Here is a 20,096-nt window from a genome sequence, read left to right as displayed (position 1 = left end):
CGCTCGCGGACAAAAAAGGCGACCACTGGGGTCGCCTCAAGCTGGAGCAGCGTTGCGTTGGAACTCAGCGTACGCCGGCGTTACGCAGGGCGGCCGGGGTGAAGTCCACGGCCGAAGCCTGGATGCCGTACTGCACGGCGTTCTTCTCCTCGTTGGCCATGCCGATGGCGATGTAACGGCCGGCGATGATGTCGTACAGGGCCTCGAAGGCGTACACCGGGACCTGCTGGTCGAACTGCTGAACCAGCATGGCCTGGCCGACGCGCCACAGCTGGCCGCGGCCGTCGTAGTGCTCGGACACGGCGATCTGCCAGCTGTCCTCGTCGACGAAGAAGCGACGCTTGGCGTAGATGTTGCGCTCGCCGGACTTCAGGGTGGCCTCGACTTCCCAGACGCGGTGCAGCTCGTAGCGCGCCAGGTCCTGGTTGGTATGGCCGGCCTTGATGATGTCGTCGTACTTCACGTCCGGCGACTGCATCTTGTAGTTGTTGTACGGGATGTACAGCTCGCGCTTGCCGACCAGTTTCCAGTCGTAACGGTTGGGGGCACCGTTGTACATGTCGAAGTTGTCGGAAGTACGCATGCCGTCGGCGGCGGTACCCGGACCGTCGTAGGCGACCTGCGGCGCGCGGCGCACACGACGCTGGCCGGCGTTGTACAGCCAGGCCATGCGCGGCTCGGCGATCTGGTCCAGGGAGTCGTGCACCAGCAGCACGTTACCGGCCAGGCGCGACGGCGCGGTGACGCGCTGCTTGAAGAACAGCAGGGCGTTTTCCGCCTTCTTCGGGTCCAGGCCCTTGGTCTGGCTGGGGAATGCAACCTCGTCCTCGAAGTGCACCAGGGTGTAGGAGCCGTTCGCCTGCGGGGCGGCCTGCACGATGCTGCGACGCAGGTTGCCGCCGCGGTAGCGGGTGATGTGGTTCCACACCACTTCCAGGCCGTTCTGCGGGATCGGGAAGGCGTAGTAGCGGCTGTCGGCGAAGCCCTTCAGGCCGTTGCCACCCTCGATCAGGCTGGTGTTGGTCGCGCTCTTCTTGGCCGCCTCGTAGATGTCCGCCGGCAGGGCCACGCTACGGTGGCTGGGGTAGACCGGCATCTTGTAGGTTTCGGGGTAGCGCTTGAACATCGCGACCTGCCCCTCGGACAGCTTGTCCTTGTACTGGTCGAGGTTCTGCGCGGTGATGGTGAACAGTGGCTGTTCGTTGGCGTAGGGGTTACCCAGGAAACCACCGGACAGAACATTGGCGGCGTTCTTGTCCAGGCCACCGTTCCATTCCGGGATGCTGCCGTCGGCGTTGCCGGCCTTCTCGGCACCCAGTGGGGTGAGGCTGGTGCCGAGCTTGGCCGCTTCGTCCGCCGACACGGCAGCGAGCACGCTGCCGGCCAACAGGGAGAGGGTGAGGGCGCTGATCAGTTGTCTTGTTGTTTTCATGCTGACTGATTCTCTGAAAGCCGAATTAGAAGTTCACGCCGACGCTGAACGCGAGGAAGTCGCGGTCGACGATCGGGTTGTAGTCGCCGCCGAAGAAGTCGGTGTACGACAGGCTGGCGGTGTAGGTGTTGGCGTATTCGGCGTCGATGCCGACGCTGACGGCCTTGGAGCCTTCGTTGAAGGTCGGGCCGTAGCCATCCACGTCATGCGACCAGGACAGGTTGGGCTTGAAGTTGATGCCCGCGATCACGTTGCTGTAGTCCCAGATGGCGCGCGCGCGGTAGCCCCAGGAGGTGTCGGTGTAGAAGCCGTGGTAGCCGTACTCCGCTGCGGAGGCCAGGTTGGACGCGGCGGTGCCGTAGGGCGAGCCGTAGATGGAGTCGCGGCCGTAGCGCAGCTCGTCCTTGCTCTCCAGGGCACCGATGTGGGTCACGCCGATCTCGCCCACCAGGGTCAGGCGGTCCGCGCCCATCACCCGGTCGAAGAAGTGGGTGAAGGTGGTCTGCGCCTGGGTGACTTCCTTGCGGTTGTAGCCGCGGCTGATGGCGCCGGCCTGGGCCAGAGCCGCCGGGAAACCGCCGGTACCGAGCGCGCCGGCGACCGAGGTGGCCAGTTTGCCGGTCATGTCGGTGGTATTGATCTGCAGCGGCATGTTCGGCCGGTAGCTGATTTCACCGGACCAAGCGGTGCCGGTGGGCAGCGAGGTGGAGAAGCTCAGGCCGTAAAGCTGGATGTCCTCGGGGTACTCGAGGAAATAGCTGCCGCGACCGAGCAGGATCGGCTGGGCCAGGGCGCCACCGAGGGTGGTCAGGGCGGCGGTGATGTCCGCGGCACTGGCGTTCTGCATGCTCAGGTTGGGCGTGCGGCTGTGGTAGTTGAGGAAGTAGGCGGCGTACTCCGCCTCGTCACCCATCCAGCGCAGCGCGGCGCCGAACTGGCCGCTGTCGCGGGCGTCGCGATCACCACCGCGCGGCACGATCAGACCCTCGTCGGTGACTCCCACGTCGGCCATGGCCGCGGCCGCGGCAGGGCCCAGCAGGCCGGCCTTGGCGGCCTGGATCGAGGCGATCGAGCCCGGGCCGAGGATGTTGTAGTTGTTGTCGCAACCGTCGGCGACCACATCCGCGCCGGCGAAGAAGGTGCCGCAGTTGTCGGCGACCGTCTGGTCCCATTCCAGCTGGTAGAAGGCTTCGGCGGACAGCTGGTCGGTGATGCTCTGCGATACGTAGAACATGTTCACCGGGATTAGGCCTTCCTTGATCTCGGCACCCGGGCGGCGGAAGGCTGCGGCATCGATCGGGTTGATGGAGTTGATGCTGTTGCCGATGAAGGTGCTTTCACCCCAGCTCACCACCTGCTTGCCCAGGCGCACGGAGCCCGGCAGATCGCCGATGGCGTAGTTGTGGTAGACGAAGGCGTCGAGGATCTCGGCGCCGGAAGACTGCGCGGCCTGCTTGCGGTTGGAGTCGTCGATGTCCTTCCACAGACGGCTCTCGTCCTTCAGCTCGAAGTCGTACCAGTACTTGCCGCGCACGAACACGCCGGTGTCGCGGTACTTCAGCTCGAGGTCATGAATACCCTTGAAGATCTTCGAGAAGGTCTCGCCCTTCTTGAAGTTCAGGCGACCGTCGTCGCCGGTCTGGGTGAAGCCGGTGCCGCCGTTGGCTTCACCGATCAGGTCTGGATCGGCGCTGCGCATGGACCAGCTGGCGCCTACCGACATGGACGAATCGAGCTGGCCCTCGATCTCCCCGATATTGAAATTGACGGCATACGCCGGAGCTGCGGTTCCGAGGGCGATGGCCAGGGCGAGGGTGTGCGGCTGGAAAATTCCGGGCCTTGTTGTTTTTGTCATGAGGCTCTCCGTGAATGGGGGTGCAACTGAGCGCACCCTACCCAGCGGATGACAGGCGCAGAAGCGCACCAAGGATGTATTTGCGATGTAGCCCGAAAGTATTAAAGGCCCTGCCAGGCGGGCCCTGGCGGGGTCAGTAATGCGCTGAATGCAGGGTCATCAGCGAAACCCCATGGACAGGGCAGGCCGACACCTCGTAGGCACGGGCGCAACGCGCGAATGGCGGCTGGAGGTAGCCCGCTACTCGCGCCTTTTGGAGCATGAAAAAGCCCCGCCTAGGCGGGGCTCTTCAAGAGCGCGACTTGCGCCCGGTCAGGCGGCGCCCAGCGACCACTGCTGCAGGCGCTGCAGGCTCTCACGGTAAGGGTGCAGGCCGCGCCACAGCAGCAGAACGGAGGCTGCTACAGCGATGGAGGTGACGATCAGCAGCGAGTAGCGCAGGGCGTTGTCGTCGGCGAACACGAAGTCGGTCACCAGTGCCACGGCGGTTGGGCCCAGGCCAAGGCCGATCAGGGTGATGACGAACAGGTACAGGGCCGAGGCCTGGCCGCGCATGGAGTTGGGCATGATCTCCTGGATCGCGGCGGGGGCGACGCCGAACGGCATGCTCAGGAAGAACACCGTCGGCGCCATCAGTACGCAAGACCAGAGCGCGCTTTCCATCAGCGGGAAGGCCAGGACGAAGGGCAGCGCACCAATGGCGGCATACAGACCGACGCGCATGTTGGCGTCGCTGCGCCCGTGCTTGGCCAGCCAGTCCGCCAGGCGCCCGCCGAAGACGATGCCGAGGCAGCCGAATACGGCGACGATGGAGCCGTAGATGATGCCCACTTGGCCGGCATCCCAGCCGTAGGTGCGGATGTAGAAGGTGGGAATCCACGCGGCGCTGCCGTAGCCGGCGAAGGCCAGACCGGCGAAGCCGAGGTTGTGGCACAGCACGGTGCGGCGGTTGCTGCGGATGTAGCGGCCGACGTCGGCCAGCGGTACCGCCACGCCGGCGCCCACGCCGCGGCGGGCCGGCTCGCGCACCGCCAGCATCAGCAGGGTGAAGAGCACGCCGGCGGCGCCGAGGATGAGGAAGATCAGCTGCCAGGGGCGTACTTCGCCGAACACCGGGAGATGCACATCACCCTGGGCCGAGGCGAACTGGATCACCAGGCCGCCGAGGAGGAAGGCGATGCCTGAGCCCAGGTACACGCCCATGCCGTACACCGCCATGGCGGTGGCGCGGCGGTTGGGCGGGAAGCTGTCGGCGATCAGCGAATAGGCAGCCGGTGACAGCGCGGCTTCGCCGACGCCGACGCCGATGCGGCAGATGAGGAACTGCCAGTACAGCTTGGCCATGCCGCAGGCGGCGGTGGCCGCGCTCCAGAACAGCACGCCGAGAGCGATCAGGCCGCGCCGGCTCTTGGTGTCGGCCAGGCGGCCGAGGGGGATGCCGCAGACGGTATAGAACAGGGCGAAGGACAGGCCCATCAGCAGACTCATCTGCGTGTCGGTGATGTCCAGATCGCGGCGGATCGGGCCCACCAGCAGGTTGAGGATCTGCCGATCGATGAACGACAGCACGTAGGCGATCATCAGGATGGTGACCGTGATCCAGGCGGAAAGACTGGAGGGGTAGCCGTTATTGTTGTTGGACATGTGGCAAGGCTCCGCGGCGCCATCCTGGCACTCGATAGGGTTACGGGATGAACCCAGCTTAGGTCCGTCTAACGGCGGCTTAGTATCGCTCGAAGGTACTATCAGCGAGTTGAATCAGATTGATGTCCGCTCGCTGATGACTGTTACCAGTTGCGTGGGCGAGCGCGAATGTCGGCTATTTTCGTTGCCGCTGCGGTGAACTGGCCGAGTTTTTTGCAAATGGGAAAGCGGCTGCCGGGCAGCCCCGCTGCAATCAGATCACGGCCGCGCGGCGCAACGTGGCGATCTGCTCGGTATCCAGACCGAGCAGCCGCTGCAGCAGTGCATCCGTATGCTCGCCCAGCAGTGGCGGCGCCAGGCGGTATTCCACCGGGTTCCCGGACAGGCGCAGCGGGCTGGCCACCTGCGGGGTGACACTGCCCATGCCATTGCGCATATCGACGTGCAGGCCGCGGGCCCGCACCTGCGGGTCGGCGAACACCTGGGCCAGGTCGTTGATCGGCCCGCACGGTACGCCGGCCGCTTCCAGCAGCGCGACCCATTCGGCGGTGGTCTTGAACACCGTAGCCTGGCGCAGCAGCGGGATCAGCTCGGCGCGATGGGCGACGCGCGCCTTGTTGGTGGAAAAGCGCGGGTCGTCGGGCAAAGCCGGGAGTCCGGCGACCTCGCAAAACTTGCGGAACTGCCCGTCGTTGCCCACGGCCAGGATGAAGTCGCCGTCGGCGGTGGGGAAGTCCTGGTACGGCACGATGTTCGGGTGGGCGTTGCCCAGGCGCTTGGGCGCGCTGCCGGTGGCCAGATAGTTCATCGCCTGGTTGGCCAGGCAGGCCACCTGCACGTCGAGCAGCGCCACGTCGATGTACTGGCCCTGGCCGCTCTGTTCGCGGGCATTCAGCGCGGCCAGCACGCCGACGGTGGCATACAGGCCAGTGAGGATGTCGGTCAGCGCCACGCCGACCTTCATTGGTCCGGCACCGTTCTCGCCATCGGGCTTGCCGGTCAGGCTCATCAGCCCGCCCAGGCCTTGGATCATGAAGTCGTAGCCGGCGCGCTTGGCGTAGGGGCCGTCCTGGCCGAAGCCGGTGATCGAGCAGTAGATCAGCCGTGGATTGACCGCCTTCAGCGATTCGTAGTCGAGGCCGTAGGCGGCCAGGCCGCCGACCTTGAAGTTCTCCAGCACCACGTCGCACTGCGCCGCCAGCTCGCGCACCAGGCGCTGGCCTTCGGCCTGGGTGAAGTCCAGGGTCAGCGACTGCTTGTTGCGGTTGGCGCACTGGAAATAGGCGGCCTCGCGGCTGTCGTTGCCGTCGGCGTCCTTGATATAGGGCGGGCCCCAGTGGCGGGTGTCGTCGCCGCTGCCGGGACGCTCGACCTTGATCACCTCGGCGCCAAGGTCGGCGAGGATCTGCCCGGCCCAGGGGCCGGCCAGCACGCGGGACAGGTCGAGGACACGGATATGGGACAGGGCGCCGGGCATGGGAAACCTCACAGGCTGGCGAATGGGTAAGAACAACTCCCTCTCCCCCTGGGAGAGGGTTGGGGCGGGCCGCGGAGGCTGAGGGGGCTATGGCAACTCGGAGCGGCCCGGAGATCCCTCACCCCCGGCCCCTCTCCCGGAAGGAGAGGGGAGGCAGGGCTTAGAAGAACGCCTGCAGGCCGGTCTGCGCGCGGCCGAGGATCAGCGCGTGCACGTCGTGGGTGCCCTCGTAGGTGTTGACCACCTCGAGGTTGACCAGGTGGCGGGCCACGCCGAACTCGTCGCTGATGCCGTTGCCGCCCATCATGTCGCGAGCCATGCGCGCGATATCCAGCGCCTTGCCGCAGCTGTTGCGCTTCATGATCGAGGTGATTTCCACCGCGGCGGTGCCCTCGTCCTTCATCCGGCCCAGGCGCAGGCAGCCTTGCAGAGCCAGGGTGATTTCGGTCTGCATGTCGGCCAGCTTCTTCTGGATCAGCTGGGTCTGCGCCAGCGGGCGACCGAACTGGGTGCGATCCAGGGTGTACTGGCGCGCGGTGTGCCAGCAGAACTCGGCGGCGCCCAGGGCGCCCCAGCTGATGCCATAGCGCGCGGAGTTGAGGCAGGTGAATGGGCCTTTCAGGCCACGCACGTCGGGGAAGGCGTTCTCTTCCGGGCAGAACACGTTGTCCATCACGATCTCGCCGGTGATCGAGGCGCGCAGGCCGACCTTGCCGTGGATCGCCGGGGCGCTCAGGCCTTCCCAGCCCTTCTCCAGGACGAAGCCACGGATCTCGCCGGCATCGTCCTTGGCCCAGACCACGAACACGTCGGCGATCGGGCTGTTGGTGATCCACATCTTGCTGCCGCTGATGCGGTAGCCGCCGTCGACCTTTTTGGCGCGGGTGATCATCGAGCCCGGGTCGGAGCCGTGGTTCGGCTCGGTCAGGCCGAAGCAGCCGATGTATTCGCCGCTGGCCAGCTTGGGCAGGTACTTCTGCTTGGTGGCTTCGTTGCCGAACTCGAAGATCGGCACCATCACCAGGGAGGACTGCACGCTCATCATCGAGCGATAGCCGGAATCGATGCGCTCCACTTCGCGGGCGATCAGGCCGTAGCACACGTAGTTCAGGCCGCTGCCGCCGTAGGCCTCGGGGATGGTGGCGCCGAGCAGGCCGGTCTCGCCCATCTCGCGGAAGATCGCCGGGTCGGTCTTCTCATGGCGGAACGCTTCGAGCACGCGCGGGGCCAGCTTGGCGGCGGCGAACTGCTGGGCGCTGTCGCGCACCATGCGCTCTTCCTCGGTCAGCTGCTGGTCCAGCAGGAGCGGGTCGATCCAGTTGAAGCTTGTCTTGGCGGCCATGGGCGAATCCTCGAAACGGGGGCAGTGGAAACCGGCGCTGGCCGGACGATGGAGAGAGACTAGGCGGCGTGGCGGCCATGGGCAAACGAGGATTTCGCATACTGTTGTGCGAATAACTCACTCCGAGATAGCCTGAATGGGCAAATTTTGCGCTACAGCTTGAGGTCTACGCATAGATGCGCCGCAGAATCCCCAGCACCGCTGCCCTGGTGGCCTTCGAGTCGGCTGCTCGCCACCAGAGCTTCACCAAGGCCGCCGACGAGCTGGTGCTGACCCAGAGCGCGATCTGCCGGCAGATCGCCGGGCTCGAGCAGTTCCTCGGCATCGAGCTGTTCCGCCGCTCGCGGCGCGGGGTCAAGTTGACCGAGGCGGGCCTGGCCTATAGCCGCAAGGTGGCGGCGCAGCTCGATGCGGTGGAGCGCGACACCCTGGCCGCCATGGGCCAGCAGGGCGCGGTGGCCATCGAGCTGGCGGTGGTGCCGACCTTTGCCACCCAGTGGCTGGTGCCGCGCCTCAAGGACTTCCAGCGCCTGCATCCCGAAGTGACGGTGCACCTGACCAACCGCACCCGGCCGTTCCTGTTCGCCGATACCGCCTTCGATGCGGCGATCTATTTCGGCGATGCCGAGTGGTCCGGTACCGAGGCGCACTTCCTGATGCCCGAGGAGCCGCAACCTGTCTGCAGCCCGGAACTGCTGGCTGGGCGCGATCAGTTCGAGGCCGCGGAACTGGCCAGCCTGCCGCTGCTGCAGCAGACCACCCGGCCCTACGCCTGGCGCCAGTGGTTCGCCGCCCAGGGCCTGAGCGTGCCGCATGACCTCGGCGGGCCGCGCTACGAGCTGTTCTCCATGCTGGCCCAGGCCGCCAGCCATGGCATGGGCGTGGCGCTGATCCCGCCCTTCCTGATCCAGCGCGAGTTGGCCGAGGGGCGGCTGGTGCCGGCGCACCCGGCGGCGCTGCACAGCAGCGACAAGGCCTATTACCTGATGATTCCCGAGCGCAAGGCCGAGTCCGCTGCCCTGCGCGCGTTTCGCGATTGGCTGCTGCAGGCAGCGGGTACCTATCAGGGCGAAAGCCGGACATGAAAAAGCCGGGCGCTGGGCCCGGCTGTGTGAGGCGATCCGTGGGGTTATGGCGAACCGGCGACCTGGCCCAGGGACATCCACTGGCCGGTCATGGAACGGGTGTGGCGGTCCACGGTAGTCGGCGCAAAGGCGCGACCTGAAGCGCTGGCCAGGGCATTGCTGCCGCTGTTCATATCCATCAGGGCGGCGCGCAGGAACTTCCAGCGAGTCTTCAGCTTGGCCACGGCCGGATTGCCCTTGGCGTCGAGCGCGCCGAGTTCCTTGTCGATCTGCGGCACCAGCACGCGCTCGTCCTGGCCGACATAGTTCTCGGTCTGCTCGCGGGCGATCTCGAAGCTGCCGATGTAGGAGCGGCTGAGGTACTGCACGGCCAGGTATTCGACCTTGGCCGGCAGCTCGCCGGACGGATCGGCGTTCGGCACGTTGCGTGCGACGGTCAGCAGCTCGCGCAGGGACTTGGCCAGGTCCTGGGGATATTCCCAGGGCATGTTCTCTTCGTTGGGGCCAAAGGAAACACCGCGGCGTAACTGGGTAACAAGCTGATTGGTCAGGCCGGGAATTTCAGAACTGCCGCTCATGGCGGCCTGGGCGGCGGTTTCCAGGTCGGCGATGTCCTTCTCCAGACGCTGCCGATGCTCTTCCTGGAAGCCTTCGCCGCGGACCAGCAGCAGGCTGCTGGTGGCTCGGCTGGCAAATACCTGGACCTGTTCCGCGGCCGTCATGGCGGCGGCCTGGGCGACGGCAGAGACGGCCGCCATGACCCCCAATATCACTGGAAAAATCAACCTAATCAAAGGATTACGATTCATCCCGGTCGCTCCTTCTTATTCTTGTTGGCGCGTTTCTTATGGTTGGCTAGAAGTGCCGTTGACGCAGCGGCAACAGACTACTGCGCTTGCAACAGCAAGGTATGAGCCAAAAGAGTGATTTACATCGCAAATTTCGGGAGTAGGAACGCCGGCGGGCATCTTCGCCTCTTTCGAAGGTTGAATGCCCCCGGTCTGGTCAGCGAGTGGCCTGCGGGTCCCAGACCTTGGGCTTGAAGAACAGCGTCTCGCCTCGGCTGAGCCCTGTAAGGCTGTCGTGATCCTTGACCACCTCGGCCTCGATCAGCTCTTCCTGATCGTCGACCTTGAGGGTCACCCGGGTGATGGCGCCGAGCGGGCGGATGTCGCGCACTTGCGCCGCGCGATGTTCTTCCATCGCCAGGCGCGATAACGACACCTCGTGGGGACGGAACAGCAGGTGCCGATCCTCGCCCAGGTGCAGGCGGTTGGAGTCGCCGAGGAAGTGGTAGACGAAGTCGCTGGCCGGCTTCTCGTAGACCTCGCCCGGCGCGCCGATCTGCTCGATGACGCCCTTGTTCATCACCACGATGCGGTCGGCTACTTCCATGGCCTCTTCCTGGTCGTGGGTGACGAACACCGAGGTCAGGTTGATCTCCTCGTGCAGCCGGGCCAGCCAGCGGCGCAGCTCCTTGCGCACCTTGGCATCGAGGGCGCCGAAAGGCTCGTCGAGTAGCAGTACCTTGGGCCGCACGGCCAGGGCGCGGGCCAGGGCGATGCGCTGGCGCTGGCCACCTGACAGCTGTTCCGGATAGCGGTCGGCCAGCCAGTCGAGCTGGACCATGTTGAGCAGCTCGTGCACGCGCTCCGCGATCTGCTGCTCGCTCGGCCGTTCGCCCTTGGGCTTCATGCGCAGGCCGAAGGCGACGTTGTCGAACACCGTCATGTGGCGGAACAGGGCGTAGTGCTGGAACACGAAGCCGACATTGCGATCGCGCACATCGTGCTGCGACACGTCCTCGCCGTGGAACACGATATTGCCGGTATCGGGCGTCTCCAGGCCTGCGATGATACGCAGCAGGCTGGTCTTGCCGCAGCCGGAGGGGCCGAGCAGGGCCACCAGCTCGCCGCTGCGGATGTCCAGGTTGATGTCGTTGAGCGCGCGGAAGGCGCCGAAGTGCTTGGTGACGTTACGGATTTCGATACTCATGGCTTATTCCTCATCGCCAGCGGACTTCAGACGGGACAGACGCGCTTCGCTCCACTGCTTGAGCAGCAGGATGACCAGGGCCAGTGCGAGCAACAGGCTGGCCACACTGAAGGCGGCGACGTGGTTGTATTCGTTGTAGAGAATCTCAACATGCAGCGGCAGGGTGTTGGTGTAGCCACGGATGTGGCCGGACACCACCGACACCGCGCCGAACTCGCCCATGGCCCGCGCGGCGCACAACACCACGCCGTAGATCAGGCCCCACTTGATATTGGGCAGGGTCACGTGCCAGAACATCTGCCAGCCGTTGGCGCCGAGCAGGCGCGCCGCTTCCTCCTCCTGGGTGCCCTGCTCCTGCATCAGCGGGATCAGCTCACGGGCGACGAAGGGCACGGTGACGAACACGGTGGCGAGGACGATGCCGGGCAGGGCGAAGATGATCTGGATGTCGCGCTCCTGCAGCCATTCGCCGAAGAAGCCCTGGGCGCCGAACAACAGCACGTAGATCAGGCCGGCGATCACCGGCGACACGGAAAACGGCAGGTCGATCAGCGTCACCAGAATGCTCTTGCCGCGGAACTCGTACTTGCTCACGCACCAGGCGGCGGCCACGCCGAACACCAGGTTGAGGGGTACCGAGATGCCCACGGCGAGCAGGGTCAGCTTCAGCGCGCTGATGGCATCGGGTTCCACCAGCGCGGTGAAGAAAGTGCCGAAACCGAGCTTCAGCGCCTCCGACAGCACCACATACAGGGGCAGCAGCAGAAACAGGGCGAAGGTCAGCCAGGCCCCCGTGATCAGAGCGATGCGCCCGGCCGCGCTGCCGCGCCGTGCGGCGTTGGCGGCGGCGCTGGCCGACAGGGTCGTAGTGGTCATGGCGGCCTCCTTATGGGCGCTCGATGCGGCGCTGCAGCAGGTTGATCAGCAGCAGCAGGATGAAGGAGACCACCAGCATCAACACGCCGATGGTGGTGGCGCCGTGGTAGTCGTACTGGTCGAGCTTGACCATGATCAGCAGCGGCAGGATCTCGGTCTTCATCGGCATATTGCCGGCTATAAAAATGACGGATCCGTACTCGCCGACACCGCGGGCGAAGGCCAGGGCGAAGCCGGTCAGCCAGGCGGGTAGCAGGGCTGGCACCAGCACGTGGCGGAATATCTGGAACGGCTTGGCACCGAGGCAGGCGGCGGCCTCCTCGACCTCGCGCGGAATGTCCGCCAGCACCGGCTGGATGGTGCGCACCACGAAGGGCAGTGTGACGAAGGTCAGCGCCAGGGTGATGCCCAGCGGGGTGTAGGCGATCTTGAAACCCAGGGCGGTGGCGAACTGGCCGACCAGACCGGCCGGGGCATAAAGCGCGGTGAGGGCGATGCCGGCGACTGCGGTGGGCAGGGCGAACGGCAGATCGATCATGGCGTCGATCAGCCTGCGCCCGGGAAAGGTGTAGCGCACCAGAACCCAGGCCAGCAGGGTGCCGATCACGCCGTTGAGCACGGCCGCGCAGAGTGCGGTGGAGAAGCTCAGCTTGAGGGCGGCGACCACCCGCGGCGCGGAGACGATGTTCCAGATCTGATCCCAGCTGAGCTGGGCGGCGTGCACGAACATGGCACCCAAGGGAATCAGCACCAGCAGGCTGAGGTACACCAGGGTGTAGCCCAGCGTCAGCCCGAAGCCGGGTATGACGGGGGAAATGCGGCGTGACATAAGGTCCTCGCAATGTTGAGCCCGGAGGCTGTCCGGGTTGTTTCGGCGCAAAGCCCCGGCGTGGCCAGGGCTTGCTCGTTCCACGCGTCCGGCGCGGGGCCGTTACGCCAGGCTCACTGCGCCTGGTAGATCTGGTCGAACACGCCACCGTCGTTGAAGAACTTCGGTTGCGCTTCCTTCCAGCCGCCGAAGTCCTTGTCGATGGTGACCAGCTTCAGCTGTGGGAACTGCTTGGCGAACTCGGCGGCGACCTTCCCGTCACGCGGGCGATAGAAGTGCTTCGCGGCGATGCGCTGGCCCTCGTCGCTGTACAGGTACTGCAGGTAGGCGGTGGCCACTTCGCGGGTGCCCTTCTTGTCGACGTTCTTGTCGACCACGGCCACCGGCGGCTCGGCCAGGATGGACAGTCTCGGTGCGACGATCTCGAACTGGTCGCCGCCCTGCTCTTTCAGGGCCAGGAAGGCCTCGTTTTCCCAGGCCAGCAGCACGTCGCCGATCTGGTTGTTGACGAAGGTGATGGTCGAGCCGCGGGCGCCGGTGTCCAGTACCGGCACGTGCTGGTACAGATTCTTCACGTATTCCTGCGCCTTGGCGTCGCTGCCATAGGTCTGCTTGGCCCAGGCCCAGGCGGCCAAGAAGTTCCAGCGCGCACCACCGGAGGTTTTCGGGTTCGGGGTGATGACTTCCACACCCTCTTTGGTCAGGTCGCCCCAGTCCTTGATGCCTTTCGGGTTGCCCTTGCGCACCAGGAACACGATGGTCGAGGTATAGGGGGTGCTGGATTGTGGCAGGCGGCTCTGCCAGTCGGCGGGGATCAGTTTGCCGAGCTTGTTCAGCTCGTCGATATCGCCGGCCAGGGCCAGGGTCACCACGTCGGCCTTGAGACCGTCGATCACCGCGCGAGCCTGCTTGCCCGAGCCGCCGTGGGACTGCTGCACGGTCACGGCTTCTTTGCCCTGGGCGGTCCAGTGCTTGTTGAAGGCGGCGTTGTACTCCTGGTACAGCTCGCGGGTCGGGTCGTAGGAGACGTTGAGGATTTCGGTGGACGCGGCGGCGGTCGGGCCGGCGATCAGTGCGGAGGCCAGTGCGGCCAGGGCGAAACGGCGAATGGACATGGTGCAGCTCCTGAAATCTGGAATTGTTCTGTTGTTGGCTTTGCGGCGCGCTGGCGCATTCGCGCCATTCGCCATGCGGACCTGCTGGGAAATGCAGGGGTCCGGCTTCAGGGGAAGCACCTCTGGTTGTCCAGTCGGGCTATGGGTCAGGCCGGCTTGGCGTTCTGCGCCTGCAGACGGAATTTTTCCTTGCGCTCGATCTGGACCACCTGGCCGTTATGCACGGTGATCTCGACGGCGCCGAAGCGCAGTCCCTGCAATGCGGATTGGATTTCACGCAGGATGCTGGCTTCGTCCTGGCCTTCGACGCTTCTGAGAGTGGCGCTCATGATCTGCTCCTCGTTTGGCCCGGGCTGGGCGTGGGGCGGATATTAGGTCCAAGGGAAATAGTCTTAAAAAGAATATTTAACGATTTATTTATTCATTATTGATCTATAAGGCGATACCGCAGAATCTCTTGCGGGTTCCGTAATCCTGACCGCGTCGTTGAAATTCTCTGCCATTCGTCACACGGCCGCGTTGCCAGCATCGCTAGTGGCACGATGAGGCGCTTAGGCTGCGGCCATGAATCTCACGAGGCGCCGTCCGATGGACGACAACGACCAGGCTCCCAGCGAGCTTGAAACCCTCACCCTGGCGCTGTTGCACAGCCGGGGGGAAGTCGAGCGCCTGCGTGAGCGTGAACTGCTGGTGGGCAGCCTGCTCGCCGGTCTCAATGCCGTGCTCTGGGCCTTCGACTGGGACCAACAGCGCATGGTCTACGTGAGCCCCGCCTACGAGCGCATCTTCGGGCGCAGCACCGCGCTGCTGCTGGCCGACTACGGCGAGTGGCTCAACAGCATTTATCCCGACGACATGGAATACGCCGCCCAGAGCCTGGAGTCGGTATTGGAGGTGGGCTCCGTGGAGCAACGTGAATACCGCATCATCCGCGGCGACGGCGAAGTGCGCTGGCTCAGCGACAAGTGCTTCATCAGCCCGCCCAACCTGTTCGGCGGTCAGTCGCTGATCGTCGGCATCGCCGAGGACATCACCGAAAAGAAGGTGCTGCAGAGTGAACTGCACCGCCTGGCCACCAGCGATGTACTGACCGGTGCGAGCAACCGTCGACACTTCTTCGAGCGCGCTGAGGAGTTGTTCGTCGAGGCCCGCGATGCCGGCAAGCCGTTGTCCTTCCTGCTGCTCGACATCGATGACTTCAAGAAGATCAACGACCGTTACGGCCACCAGATGGGCGACCGCGTGCTGCAGCGGGTATCGCATTGCGGAGCCTATGTGCTGCGCCGCGATGACCTGTTCGGGCGCATCGGCGGCGAAGAGTTCGCCGCCGTCTTCCCCTATTGCGACGCCGAGCAGGCTCGTCAGGTAGCCGAGCGTCTGCAGCGCGAGGTACAGCGTCTGCAGTTCCCCTGCGACGGCGTGAACTTCGGTGTAACCATCAGCCAGGGCATCACCGTGCTGCGCGAAGGCGACGAGTTGGAAGACCTTTACGGCCGCGCCGACGCCGCGATGTACCAGGCCAAGCGTCAGGGCAAGGACTGCATCGTCATTGGTTAAAATGGAATAAGTAAATAAATTCTTATTCCTTAACTTCGATTTCTTCTCTGCTTAGACTGCCTCCCATCTCGTCGTCAGGAGGCAGACATGGCCAGCCAGACCCACCGTTATCTGATCCTGCCCGGATGGCAAGGATCGCCTCACGACCATTGGCAGAGCCATTGGCAGCGCAGCCTGCCGAACGCCACGCGTGTCGAGCAGGCCGACTGGCACTGCCCCGACCTTCGCGACTGGATCCTCACGCTCGAGAAGCACGTGGCCGCCGCCAGCGGTCCGCTGGTTCTGGTGGCGCACAGCCTGGGGTGCATCACCGTGGCTCACTGGGTTGCGCAGGCGCCGCGGGCCTCCCTGTGCAAAGTGCTCGGCGCCTTGCTGGTGGCGCCTGCAGACGTCGAGCGTGACAACTGCCCTGACGCCCTGCGTGGCTTCGCCCCGATTCCTCGCGAGTCGCTGCCCTTTCCCAGCCTGCTGGTGGGCTCGGACAACGACCACGCCGCCAGCGCGCCACGCGCCTTGCAGCTGGCCCGTGATTGGGGCGCCCAGGCGACGATCCTGCCTGGGGCCGGACACATCAACGTGAAGTCCGGGCACGAACGCTGGGAACAGGGCTTCGCCTATCTCTACCGCCTGCAACGGCAGATCGAGCAGCTGGAGCGGCGGCGCGCATGAACCGGCGAATGCGAACCCGCCGGCGTCGCGTTCCTCCCATACCCATCTGAGCCGCCGCTCGGCGGCGGCTCACCTCGACCAGGATCACCCTATGAGCCGCCCCGCCTTCCCCCAGCAGTCGCTGTTGACCTTAGCCGATACCGAAAAGAGCCCGCTGAGCATTCGCGCCAAGGCGCTGGTGTTCGTCGACCCGCGCTCGCGCCAGCTGCGCGAGCGGGCCGACGCCTTGGCCACCGCCGGGCAGCCGGTGCTGATCCTCGGTGAGACCGGTACCGGCAAGGAGCTGCTGGCCCGCCATGTACACCGCGAAAGCGAGCGTGGCGGCCTGTTCGTCGCCGTCAGCTGTGGTGCCATCAGCCCTAAGTGGGGCGAGGCCGAGCTTTTCGGCCATGCCGCCAGCGCCTACGCCGGCGCTGCCAGTAGCCGTGCAGGATGGTTCGGCTCGGCCAACGGCGGCACCCTTTATCTGGATGAGATCGGCGATCTTTCACGGGGCCTGCAGGACAGACTGCTGGCGGCCCTGGAGACCCGCGAGGTCCAGCGGGTCGGCAGCCAGCACGCGGTGCCAGTGGACGTGCGCCTGGTGGCCGCCACCAGCATCGATCTGGGCCAGGCGGTGGCCGCCGGCAAATTCAACGAGCGCCTTTACCACTACCTGAACGAGGGCCGCTTGCCGCTGCCGGCGCTGCGCGAGCGGCCCGGCGACATCCTGCCGCTGGCCGAATATTTCCTCGGCATTTATGCCCAACGCCTGGGCCTGGCCATTCCGCAGATCGGCTCGGCCGCTCAGGCGGCACTGGAGACTTATCCCTGGTACGGCAACACCCGCGAGCTGGAGAACGTCATCCACTTCGCGCTGCTGGTCAGTAGCGGCGAGGAAATTCTTCCGGAGCATCTCAACCTGCCGCGGGAGGCCGCGCTGCAAAGCATCGAACGGCAGTGGGCACTGCTCGGCGGCGAGGAGCGCCAGGCGCTGCTGCGCCGCCTCGCCGGCTAGTCGCCGAGCTGTGCCAGCCACGTCTCCTCGAGTTCGGCGATACGGACCACCGAAGGGCGCGAGGCGATCCGCTCGGCATAGGCCTGCAGCACCGGCAGTGGCGGTACCACGCCGAAGCCCAGAGTCCACTTCAGGGCGGTGCCCCAGAGGAGGTCGGCACTGGATAGCCGCTCGCCGAGCAGATAAGGCCCCTTTTCCAGCTGACCCACCAGCGTGCCGAGCATGGTGTCGAAGTCGCCGTAGGGGCTCATCGAAACCGGCGGCACGTGCTGCTGGGCGGTCGGCGATCGCCGGCTCGAAGCTCGAACCGTAGAACACCAGCCAGCGCAACCAGGCGCCGCGCTGCGGGTCGTCCAGCGGCGGGGTGAGCCCGGCTTCGGGGTAAAGGTCACTGAGGTAGATGAACACCGCGCCCTGTTCGGCGACCAGGGTATTGCCGTGCAGGATCGCCGGGACCTTGCCCATCGGGTTGATTCCCAGATACTCCGGCTGGCGCGTCTGCCCCTGCTGGATGCTGAGCAGGCGTATTCGGTAATCGGCGTGCAGCTCTTCGAGCAGGATGGCCACTCCGGTGGAGCGACTGCGTGGCGCATGGAAGAAGGTGATGCGGCGGTCCTGTTGCATGGCGGCCTCCTGGCGGCACGGGTAGTGAACCCTAGTCCAGGTGGCGGGCGCTGTCAGGCGGGATAAAAAAAAACGGGAGCCGCCCTGTCTGGTAACGGCCCCCGTGAAAAACGCTGGCGTCAGGAGTACAGCGAGGGCGTCGGCGCCACACCGCGGGTGAGCCACTGGCCGATGTCGCGCACCTTGTAGTCCAGCGGGTCATGCAGGCTGTGCACCCGCACGTTGCGCCAGAAGCGGTCGAAGCCGAAGCGCGAGGCAGTGGCACGGGCGCCCATGGTCTCGAACACCTGGCTGGTGATCTCCAGTGCCGCACGCGCCGAGGCGACTCGCGCCTCGGCGATAAGCAGAGCCAGCTCGCCGCGCTCGACAGCGCCCAGGGCCGGCTTGTCCCACGCCAGCTGCAGGTGCTCGGCGGCCCGCTCGGCCTGTAGCAGCGCGCCGCGGTAGAGCAGCCAGAGCTCGCCGTAGCGCTTCTGGATGAAGGGGTCCTCCACGGCGGCCTCGACACCTGCGCCGGTCCATGGCCGCGCCTGTTCGCGCACGTAGCGCAGGGCGCCGTCCAGTGCGGCCTGGGCATTGCCCAGGTACAGCTGGGTGAGGATCAGCTGCGACACACACACGCGCAGGCTGCTGCGCGGGCTCTGGCCGCCGGAGAGCAGCAGCTCGCCACGGTCGACGAAAACGTTCTCGAACTGCACCGTGCCGCTGTCGGTCTGGCGCTGGCCGAAGGCATCCCAGTCGTCGTTGATCGCCAGGCCCTCGCGTTGCGCCGGCAACACCAGAAACACCCGCTCCGTGGCGCTGTTGCCACGCGGGGCGCTGACCACCAGCGCATCCGCACCCAGCGCGCCGGAGCAGAACGATTTGCGTCCATTCAGCTCGAAATGTTCCTCGCGCGCGTGCAGCTGCAGACCGAGGTCGCGGCCGTTGGTGGCATTGCCCCAGAACCAGCGCTCGCGCGCCGCGCGTCCCAGCCAGTGGCGCTGCTGCTCGGCACTGCCGTGCAGCAGGATGGTCGCCACCTGCAGGTGGTTGAAGGCGAACAGGTGGGCCAGCGAGCTGTCGGCGGCGGCCAAATGACGGACGATGCGGTAGATCTCCGGCCAGGGCCGCTCATGGCCGTCGAAACGCTGCGGTATGGCCAGCGCCAGCAGGCCACTGTCGCGGATCAACTCGCGCTCGGCGCGCGCGTGGCCGCCACGGCGGTCGCGCTCCACCGCGCTCTCGGCCAGCTTGCGCGCCAGGCGCTCGACCTTGGCGGTGAGGGTGCCGAAGTCGGCCGGGAACAGCCGCGCATCCAGTAGCGTTTCGGCGTTGGGGTGAAGTTGCCGAGCTTCACTGGGCATCGCGCGCCTCCGGCTGCCAGACGGCCACGTCGCCGGCCTTCACGCGCCTGGGCAGCAGGCCCTCGGCGAAGAAGGCATCGGCGATCTTCTGCTGTTCGGCCAGGCCGTTCTTCTCCACCGGGCGTACCTCGTAGCTGCGGCGACTGTTGGCCTGCTCGACGATGGCGGACTCGAGATTGCCCCACAGCGGCCCGAGGATCTTCGCCGCCTCGGCCGGGTGCGCGCGCAGCCACTCACCGGTCCTGGCCAGCTCACCGTAGACGGTCTGCAGCACCTGTGGGTGTGCCTCGGCGAAGCGGGTGCTGGTCAGGTAGTAGCGCTGGTAGCTGGCCAGTCCCTGGCTGTCGGCCAGGGTCCGTGTGGGCAGCTGGCGCTGGGCGGCGCTGAGGAAAGGCTCCCAGATCACCCAGGCGTCGACCTTGCCGTTCTCGAAGGCGGCCCGGCCGTCAGCGGGTGTCAAATAGGCCGGCTGAATATCGCTGAACTTCAGGTTGGCCTTGGCCAGCGCGGCGATCAGCAGGTAGTGGGCGCCGGCGGCCTTGGTCACCGCCACCTTCTTGCCCTTCAGATCGGCCAGGCTGTGCAGCGGCGCGCCGTCGCGCACGAGAATCGCCTGCGCGGCCGGCGAGGGGGTCTCCCGGGCGAAGTAGGCGAGCTGGGCGCCGGCGGCCTGGGCGAACACCGGCACGGTGTCGGCGACATCGGCGGACAGGTCGATGTTGCCGACATTGAGTGCCTCCAGCAGCGGCTGACCGCTGGCGAACTCGTGCCAGCTGACCCGGATGCCTTGATCGCCCAGGGCCTTCTCCAAGGTGCCCTGGCTCTTCAGCAAGCTGATCAAGGTGGAGGACTTCTGGTAGCCGATGCGCAGTGTCGAATCCGCCTCGGCGGCGGAAGGCAGGGCGGTCAGCAAGCCGAGGCTCAGACCGAGTCCGAGCAAGTTACGACGGAACAGCGAGGGGCGGGACATGGGAAAGTCTCTGCTATGGCGTCCCGGCCATGCGAGGCGTCGGAACACGAACTTCAGTAAGGGGGAAGTCCGGTGGTCCGGTGGAGACAAGCTATCGATCTAAAAAGAGCCCTGCAAATAATTTTCAGGAATTAGCTTATGGTCAGATAAGCCCGCCTGTTATTCCTTTTTATTACATTAAAGTGAAAAACAATTCTTTTTAGAGATTACGTAAATCCCCTAGATTGGCCGCCAAGCCGCCAGCGGACCACCGCACCGAGCCCGTAAATCAGGGGCTCCCGCC

Annotated in this window: 18 protein-coding genes and 1 pseudogene; 4 read left to right on the top strand and 15 right to left on the bottom strand. The window is 65.7% G+C overall.

Features of this window, described 5'->3' with window-relative positions; all coding sequences use genetic code 11:
* Positions 1-64: 64 nt before the first annotated feature.
* The 5 genes from NF616_RS05275 to NF616_RS05255 form a co-directional block, all read right to left on the bottom strand.
* Positions 65-1,432: a DUF1329 domain-containing protein gene (locus NF616_RS05275; protein WP_252272021.1), complete on the bottom strand. Its 1,368-nt coding sequence runs from the start codon at positions 1,430-1,432 to the stop codon at positions 65-67.
* A 25-nt stretch (positions 1,433-1,457) separates the two neighbouring features.
* Positions 1,458-3,287, bottom strand: a complete 1,830-nt coding sequence (locus NF616_RS05270) for a DUF1302 domain-containing protein (RefSeq protein ID WP_252272020.1) — start codon at positions 3,285-3,287, stop codon at positions 1,458-1,460.
* A gap of 312 nt (positions 3,288-3,599) precedes the next feature.
* Positions 3,600-4,931 carry a spinster family MFS transporter gene (locus NF616_RS05265; protein ID WP_252272018.1) on the bottom strand — a complete coding sequence of 444 codons (1,332 nt, stop codon included), beginning with the start codon at positions 4,929-4,931 and terminating at the stop codon, positions 3,600-3,602.
* Positions 4,932-5,184: 253 nt separating this feature from the next.
* Positions 5,185-6,408, bottom strand: a complete 1,224-nt coding sequence (locus tag NF616_RS05260) for a CaiB/BaiF CoA transferase family protein (protein ID WP_252272016.1) — start codon at positions 6,406-6,408, stop codon at positions 5,185-5,187.
* A 160-nt stretch (positions 6,409-6,568) separates the two neighbouring features.
* Positions 6,569-7,750 (bottom strand): acyl-CoA dehydrogenase, encoded by a 1,182-nt coding sequence (locus NF616_RS05255; protein ID WP_252272015.1) that lies wholly within the window; start codon positions 7,748-7,750, stop codon positions 6,569-6,571.
* Between the two features lie 176 nt (positions 7,751-7,926).
* On the opposite strand from NF616_RS05255, the gene NF616_RS05250 reads away from it, so the two are divergent.
* Positions 7,927-8,835, top strand: a complete 909-nt coding sequence (locus tag NF616_RS05250; protein WP_252272013.1) for a LysR substrate-binding domain-containing protein — start codon at positions 7,927-7,929, stop codon at positions 8,833-8,835.
* Between the two features lie 44 nt (positions 8,836-8,879).
* On the opposite strand, the gene NF616_RS05245 is transcribed toward NF616_RS05250, so the two are convergent.
* The 6 genes from NF616_RS05245 to oscA all read right to left on the bottom strand — a co-directional run bounded on the left by NF616_RS05245 (position 8,880) and on the right by oscA (position 13,979).
* Positions 8,880-9,644, bottom strand: coding sequence for a hypothetical protein (locus tag NF616_RS05245; RefSeq protein ID WP_434091857.1), 765 nt, complete (start codon positions 9,642-9,644; stop codon positions 8,880-8,882).
* A gap of 196 nt (positions 9,645-9,840) precedes the next feature.
* On the bottom strand, positions 9,841-10,830 hold the full coding sequence (locus NF616_RS05240; RefSeq protein WP_252272010.1) for a sulfate/molybdate ABC transporter ATP-binding protein: 990 nt from the start codon (positions 10,828-10,830) through the stop codon (positions 9,841-9,843).
* A gap of 3 nt (positions 10,831-10,833) precedes the next feature.
* A complete protein-coding gene (cysW, locus tag NF616_RS05235; RefSeq protein WP_252272008.1) occupies positions 10,834-11,706 on the bottom strand; it encodes a sulfate ABC transporter permease subunit CysW in 873 nt (290 codons plus the stop codon).
* A 10-nt stretch (positions 11,707-11,716) separates the two neighbouring features.
* Positions 11,717-12,535 (bottom strand): sulfate ABC transporter permease subunit CysT, encoded by an 819-nt coding sequence (gene cysT / locus NF616_RS05230; RefSeq protein ID WP_252272006.1) that lies wholly within the window; start codon positions 12,533-12,535, stop codon positions 11,717-11,719.
* 113 nt (positions 12,536-12,648) lie between these two features.
* The gene (locus tag NF616_RS05225) at positions 12,649-13,650 is read right to left on the bottom strand and encodes a sulfate ABC transporter substrate-binding protein (protein ID WP_252272004.1); all 1,002 of its coding nucleotides are present in this window, start codon (positions 13,648-13,650) and stop codon (positions 12,649-12,651) included.
* Positions 13,651-13,796: 146 nt separating this feature from the next.
* Complete coding sequence (gene oscA, locus NF616_RS05220) at positions 13,797-13,979, bottom strand: sulfur starvation response protein OscA (RefSeq protein ID WP_252272001.1); 183 nt, start codon at positions 13,977-13,979, stop codon at positions 13,797-13,799.
* A 259-nt stretch (positions 13,980-14,238) separates the two neighbouring features.
* Here oscA and NF616_RS05215 point away from each other — a divergent pair, with 259 nt between their 5' ends.
* The 3 genes from NF616_RS05215 (at position 14,239) to NF616_RS05205 (ending at position 16,873) form a co-directional block, all read left to right on the top strand.
* A complete protein-coding gene (locus tag NF616_RS05215; protein WP_252271999.1) occupies positions 14,239-15,207 on the top strand; it encodes a GGDEF domain-containing protein in 969 nt (322 codons plus the stop codon).
* 87 nt (positions 15,208-15,294) lie between these two features.
* On the top strand, positions 15,295-15,876 hold the full coding sequence (locus tag NF616_RS05210; protein WP_252271997.1) for an alpha/beta hydrolase: 582 nt from the start codon (positions 15,295-15,297) through the stop codon (positions 15,874-15,876).
* 91 nt (positions 15,877-15,967) lie between these two features.
* Positions 15,968-16,873: a sigma-54-dependent transcriptional regulator gene (locus NF616_RS05205; protein WP_252271994.1), complete on the top strand. Its 906-nt coding sequence runs from the start codon at positions 15,968-15,970 to the stop codon at positions 16,871-16,873.
* Here NF616_RS05205 and NF616_RS05200 read toward each other — a convergent pair.
* The 4 genes and pseudogenes from NF616_RS05200 to NF616_RS05185 all read right to left on the bottom strand — a co-directional run bounded on the left by NF616_RS05200 (position 16,870) and on the right by NF616_RS05185 (position 19,813).
* Positions 16,870-17,124, bottom strand: a complete 255-nt coding sequence (locus NF616_RS05200) for a glutathione binding-like protein (RefSeq protein ID WP_252271993.1) — start codon at positions 17,122-17,124, stop codon at positions 16,870-16,872. The two genes, NF616_RS05205 and NF616_RS05200, sit on opposite strands and share 4 nt — an antisense overlap.
* A 184-nt stretch (positions 17,125-17,308) precedes the next feature.
* Positions 17,309-17,497 (bottom strand): annotated as a pseudogene (locus NF616_RS05195) (glutathione S-transferase N-terminal domain-containing protein); the annotation flags it as partial.
* 119 nt (positions 17,498-17,616) lie between these two features.
* A complete protein-coding gene (locus NF616_RS05190; protein ID WP_252271991.1) occupies positions 17,617-18,843 on the bottom strand; it encodes an acyl-CoA dehydrogenase family protein in 1,227 nt (408 codons plus the stop codon).
* Complete coding sequence (locus tag NF616_RS05185) at positions 18,833-19,813, bottom strand: aliphatic sulfonate ABC transporter substrate-binding protein (RefSeq protein WP_252271989.1); 981 nt, start codon at positions 19,811-19,813, stop codon at positions 18,833-18,835. Before NF616_RS05185 ends, NF616_RS05190 begins: the two co-directional genes overlap by 11 nt.
* Positions 19,814-20,096: the final 283 nt, after the last annotated feature.

The organism is Pseudomonas subflava (assembly GCF_023823685.1).
GTDB classification, from domain to species: Bacteria; Pseudomonadota; Gammaproteobacteria; order Pseudomonadales; family Pseudomonadaceae; genus Aquipseudomonas; species Aquipseudomonas subflava.
Note: the sequence above shows the minus strand (reverse complement) of the source record. Positions and strands in the feature narration are given on the sequence as shown.

Coding starts and splice junctions, on each gene's coding strand:
- NF616_RS05275 (WP_252272021.1), bottom strand. CDS start 1,432: ATGAAAACAACAAGACAACTGATCAGCGCCCTCACCCTCTCCCTGTTG.
- NF616_RS05270 (WP_252272020.1), bottom strand. CDS start 3,287: ATGACAAAAACAACAAGGCCCGGAATTTTCCAGCCGCACACCCTCGCC.
- NF616_RS05265 (WP_252272018.1), bottom strand. CDS start 4,931: ATGTCCAACAACAATAACGGCTACCCCTCCAGTCTTTCCGCCTGGATC.
- NF616_RS05260 (WP_252272016.1), bottom strand. CDS start 6,408: ATGCCCGGCGCCCTGTCCCATATCCGTGTCCTCGACCTGTCCCGCGTG.
- NF616_RS05255 (WP_252272015.1), bottom strand. CDS start 7,750: ATGGCCGCCAAGACAAGCTTCAACTGGATCGACCCGCTCCTGCTGGAC.
- NF616_RS05250 (WP_252272013.1), top strand. CDS start 7,927: ATGCGCCGCAGAATCCCCAGCACCGCTGCCCTGGTGGCCTTCGAGTCG.
- NF616_RS05245 (WP_434091857.1), bottom strand. CDS start 9,644: ATGAATCGTAATCCTTTGATTAGGTTGATTTTTCCAGTGATATTGGGG.
- NF616_RS05240 (WP_252272010.1), bottom strand. CDS start 10,830: ATGAGTATCGAAATCCGTAACGTCACCAAGCACTTCGGCGCCTTCCGC.
- cysW (WP_252272008.1), bottom strand. CDS start 11,706: ATGACCACTACGACCCTGTCGGCCAGCGCCGCCGCCAACGCCGCACGG.
- cysT (WP_252272006.1), bottom strand. CDS start 12,535: ATGTCACGCCGCATTTCCCCCGTCATACCCGGCTTCGGGCTGACGCTG.
- NF616_RS05225 (WP_252272004.1), bottom strand. CDS start 13,650: ATGTCCATTCGCCGTTTCGCCCTGGCCGCACTGGCCTCCGCACTGATC.
- oscA (WP_252272001.1), bottom strand. CDS start 13,979: ATGAGCGCCACTCTCAGAAGCGTCGAAGGCCAGGACGAAGCCAGCATC.
- NF616_RS05215 (WP_252271999.1), top strand. CDS start 14,239: ATGGACGACAACGACCAGGCTCCCAGCGAGCTTGAAACCCTCACCCTG.
- NF616_RS05210 (WP_252271997.1), top strand. CDS start 15,295: ATGGCCAGCCAGACCCACCGTTATCTGATCCTGCCCGGATGGCAAGGA.
- NF616_RS05205 (WP_252271994.1), top strand. CDS start 15,968: ATGAGCCGCCCCGCCTTCCCCCAGCAGTCGCTGTTGACCTTAGCCGAT.
- NF616_RS05200 (WP_252271993.1), bottom strand. CDS start 17,124: ATGAGCCCCTACGGCGACTTCGACACCATGCTCGGCACGCTGGTGGGT.
- NF616_RS05190 (WP_252271991.1), bottom strand. CDS start 18,843: ATGCCCAGTGAAGCTCGGCAACTTCACCCCAACGCCGAAACGCTACTG.
- NF616_RS05185 (WP_252271989.1), bottom strand. CDS start 19,813: ATGTCCCGCCCCTCGCTGTTCCGTCGTAACTTGCTCGGACTCGGTCTG.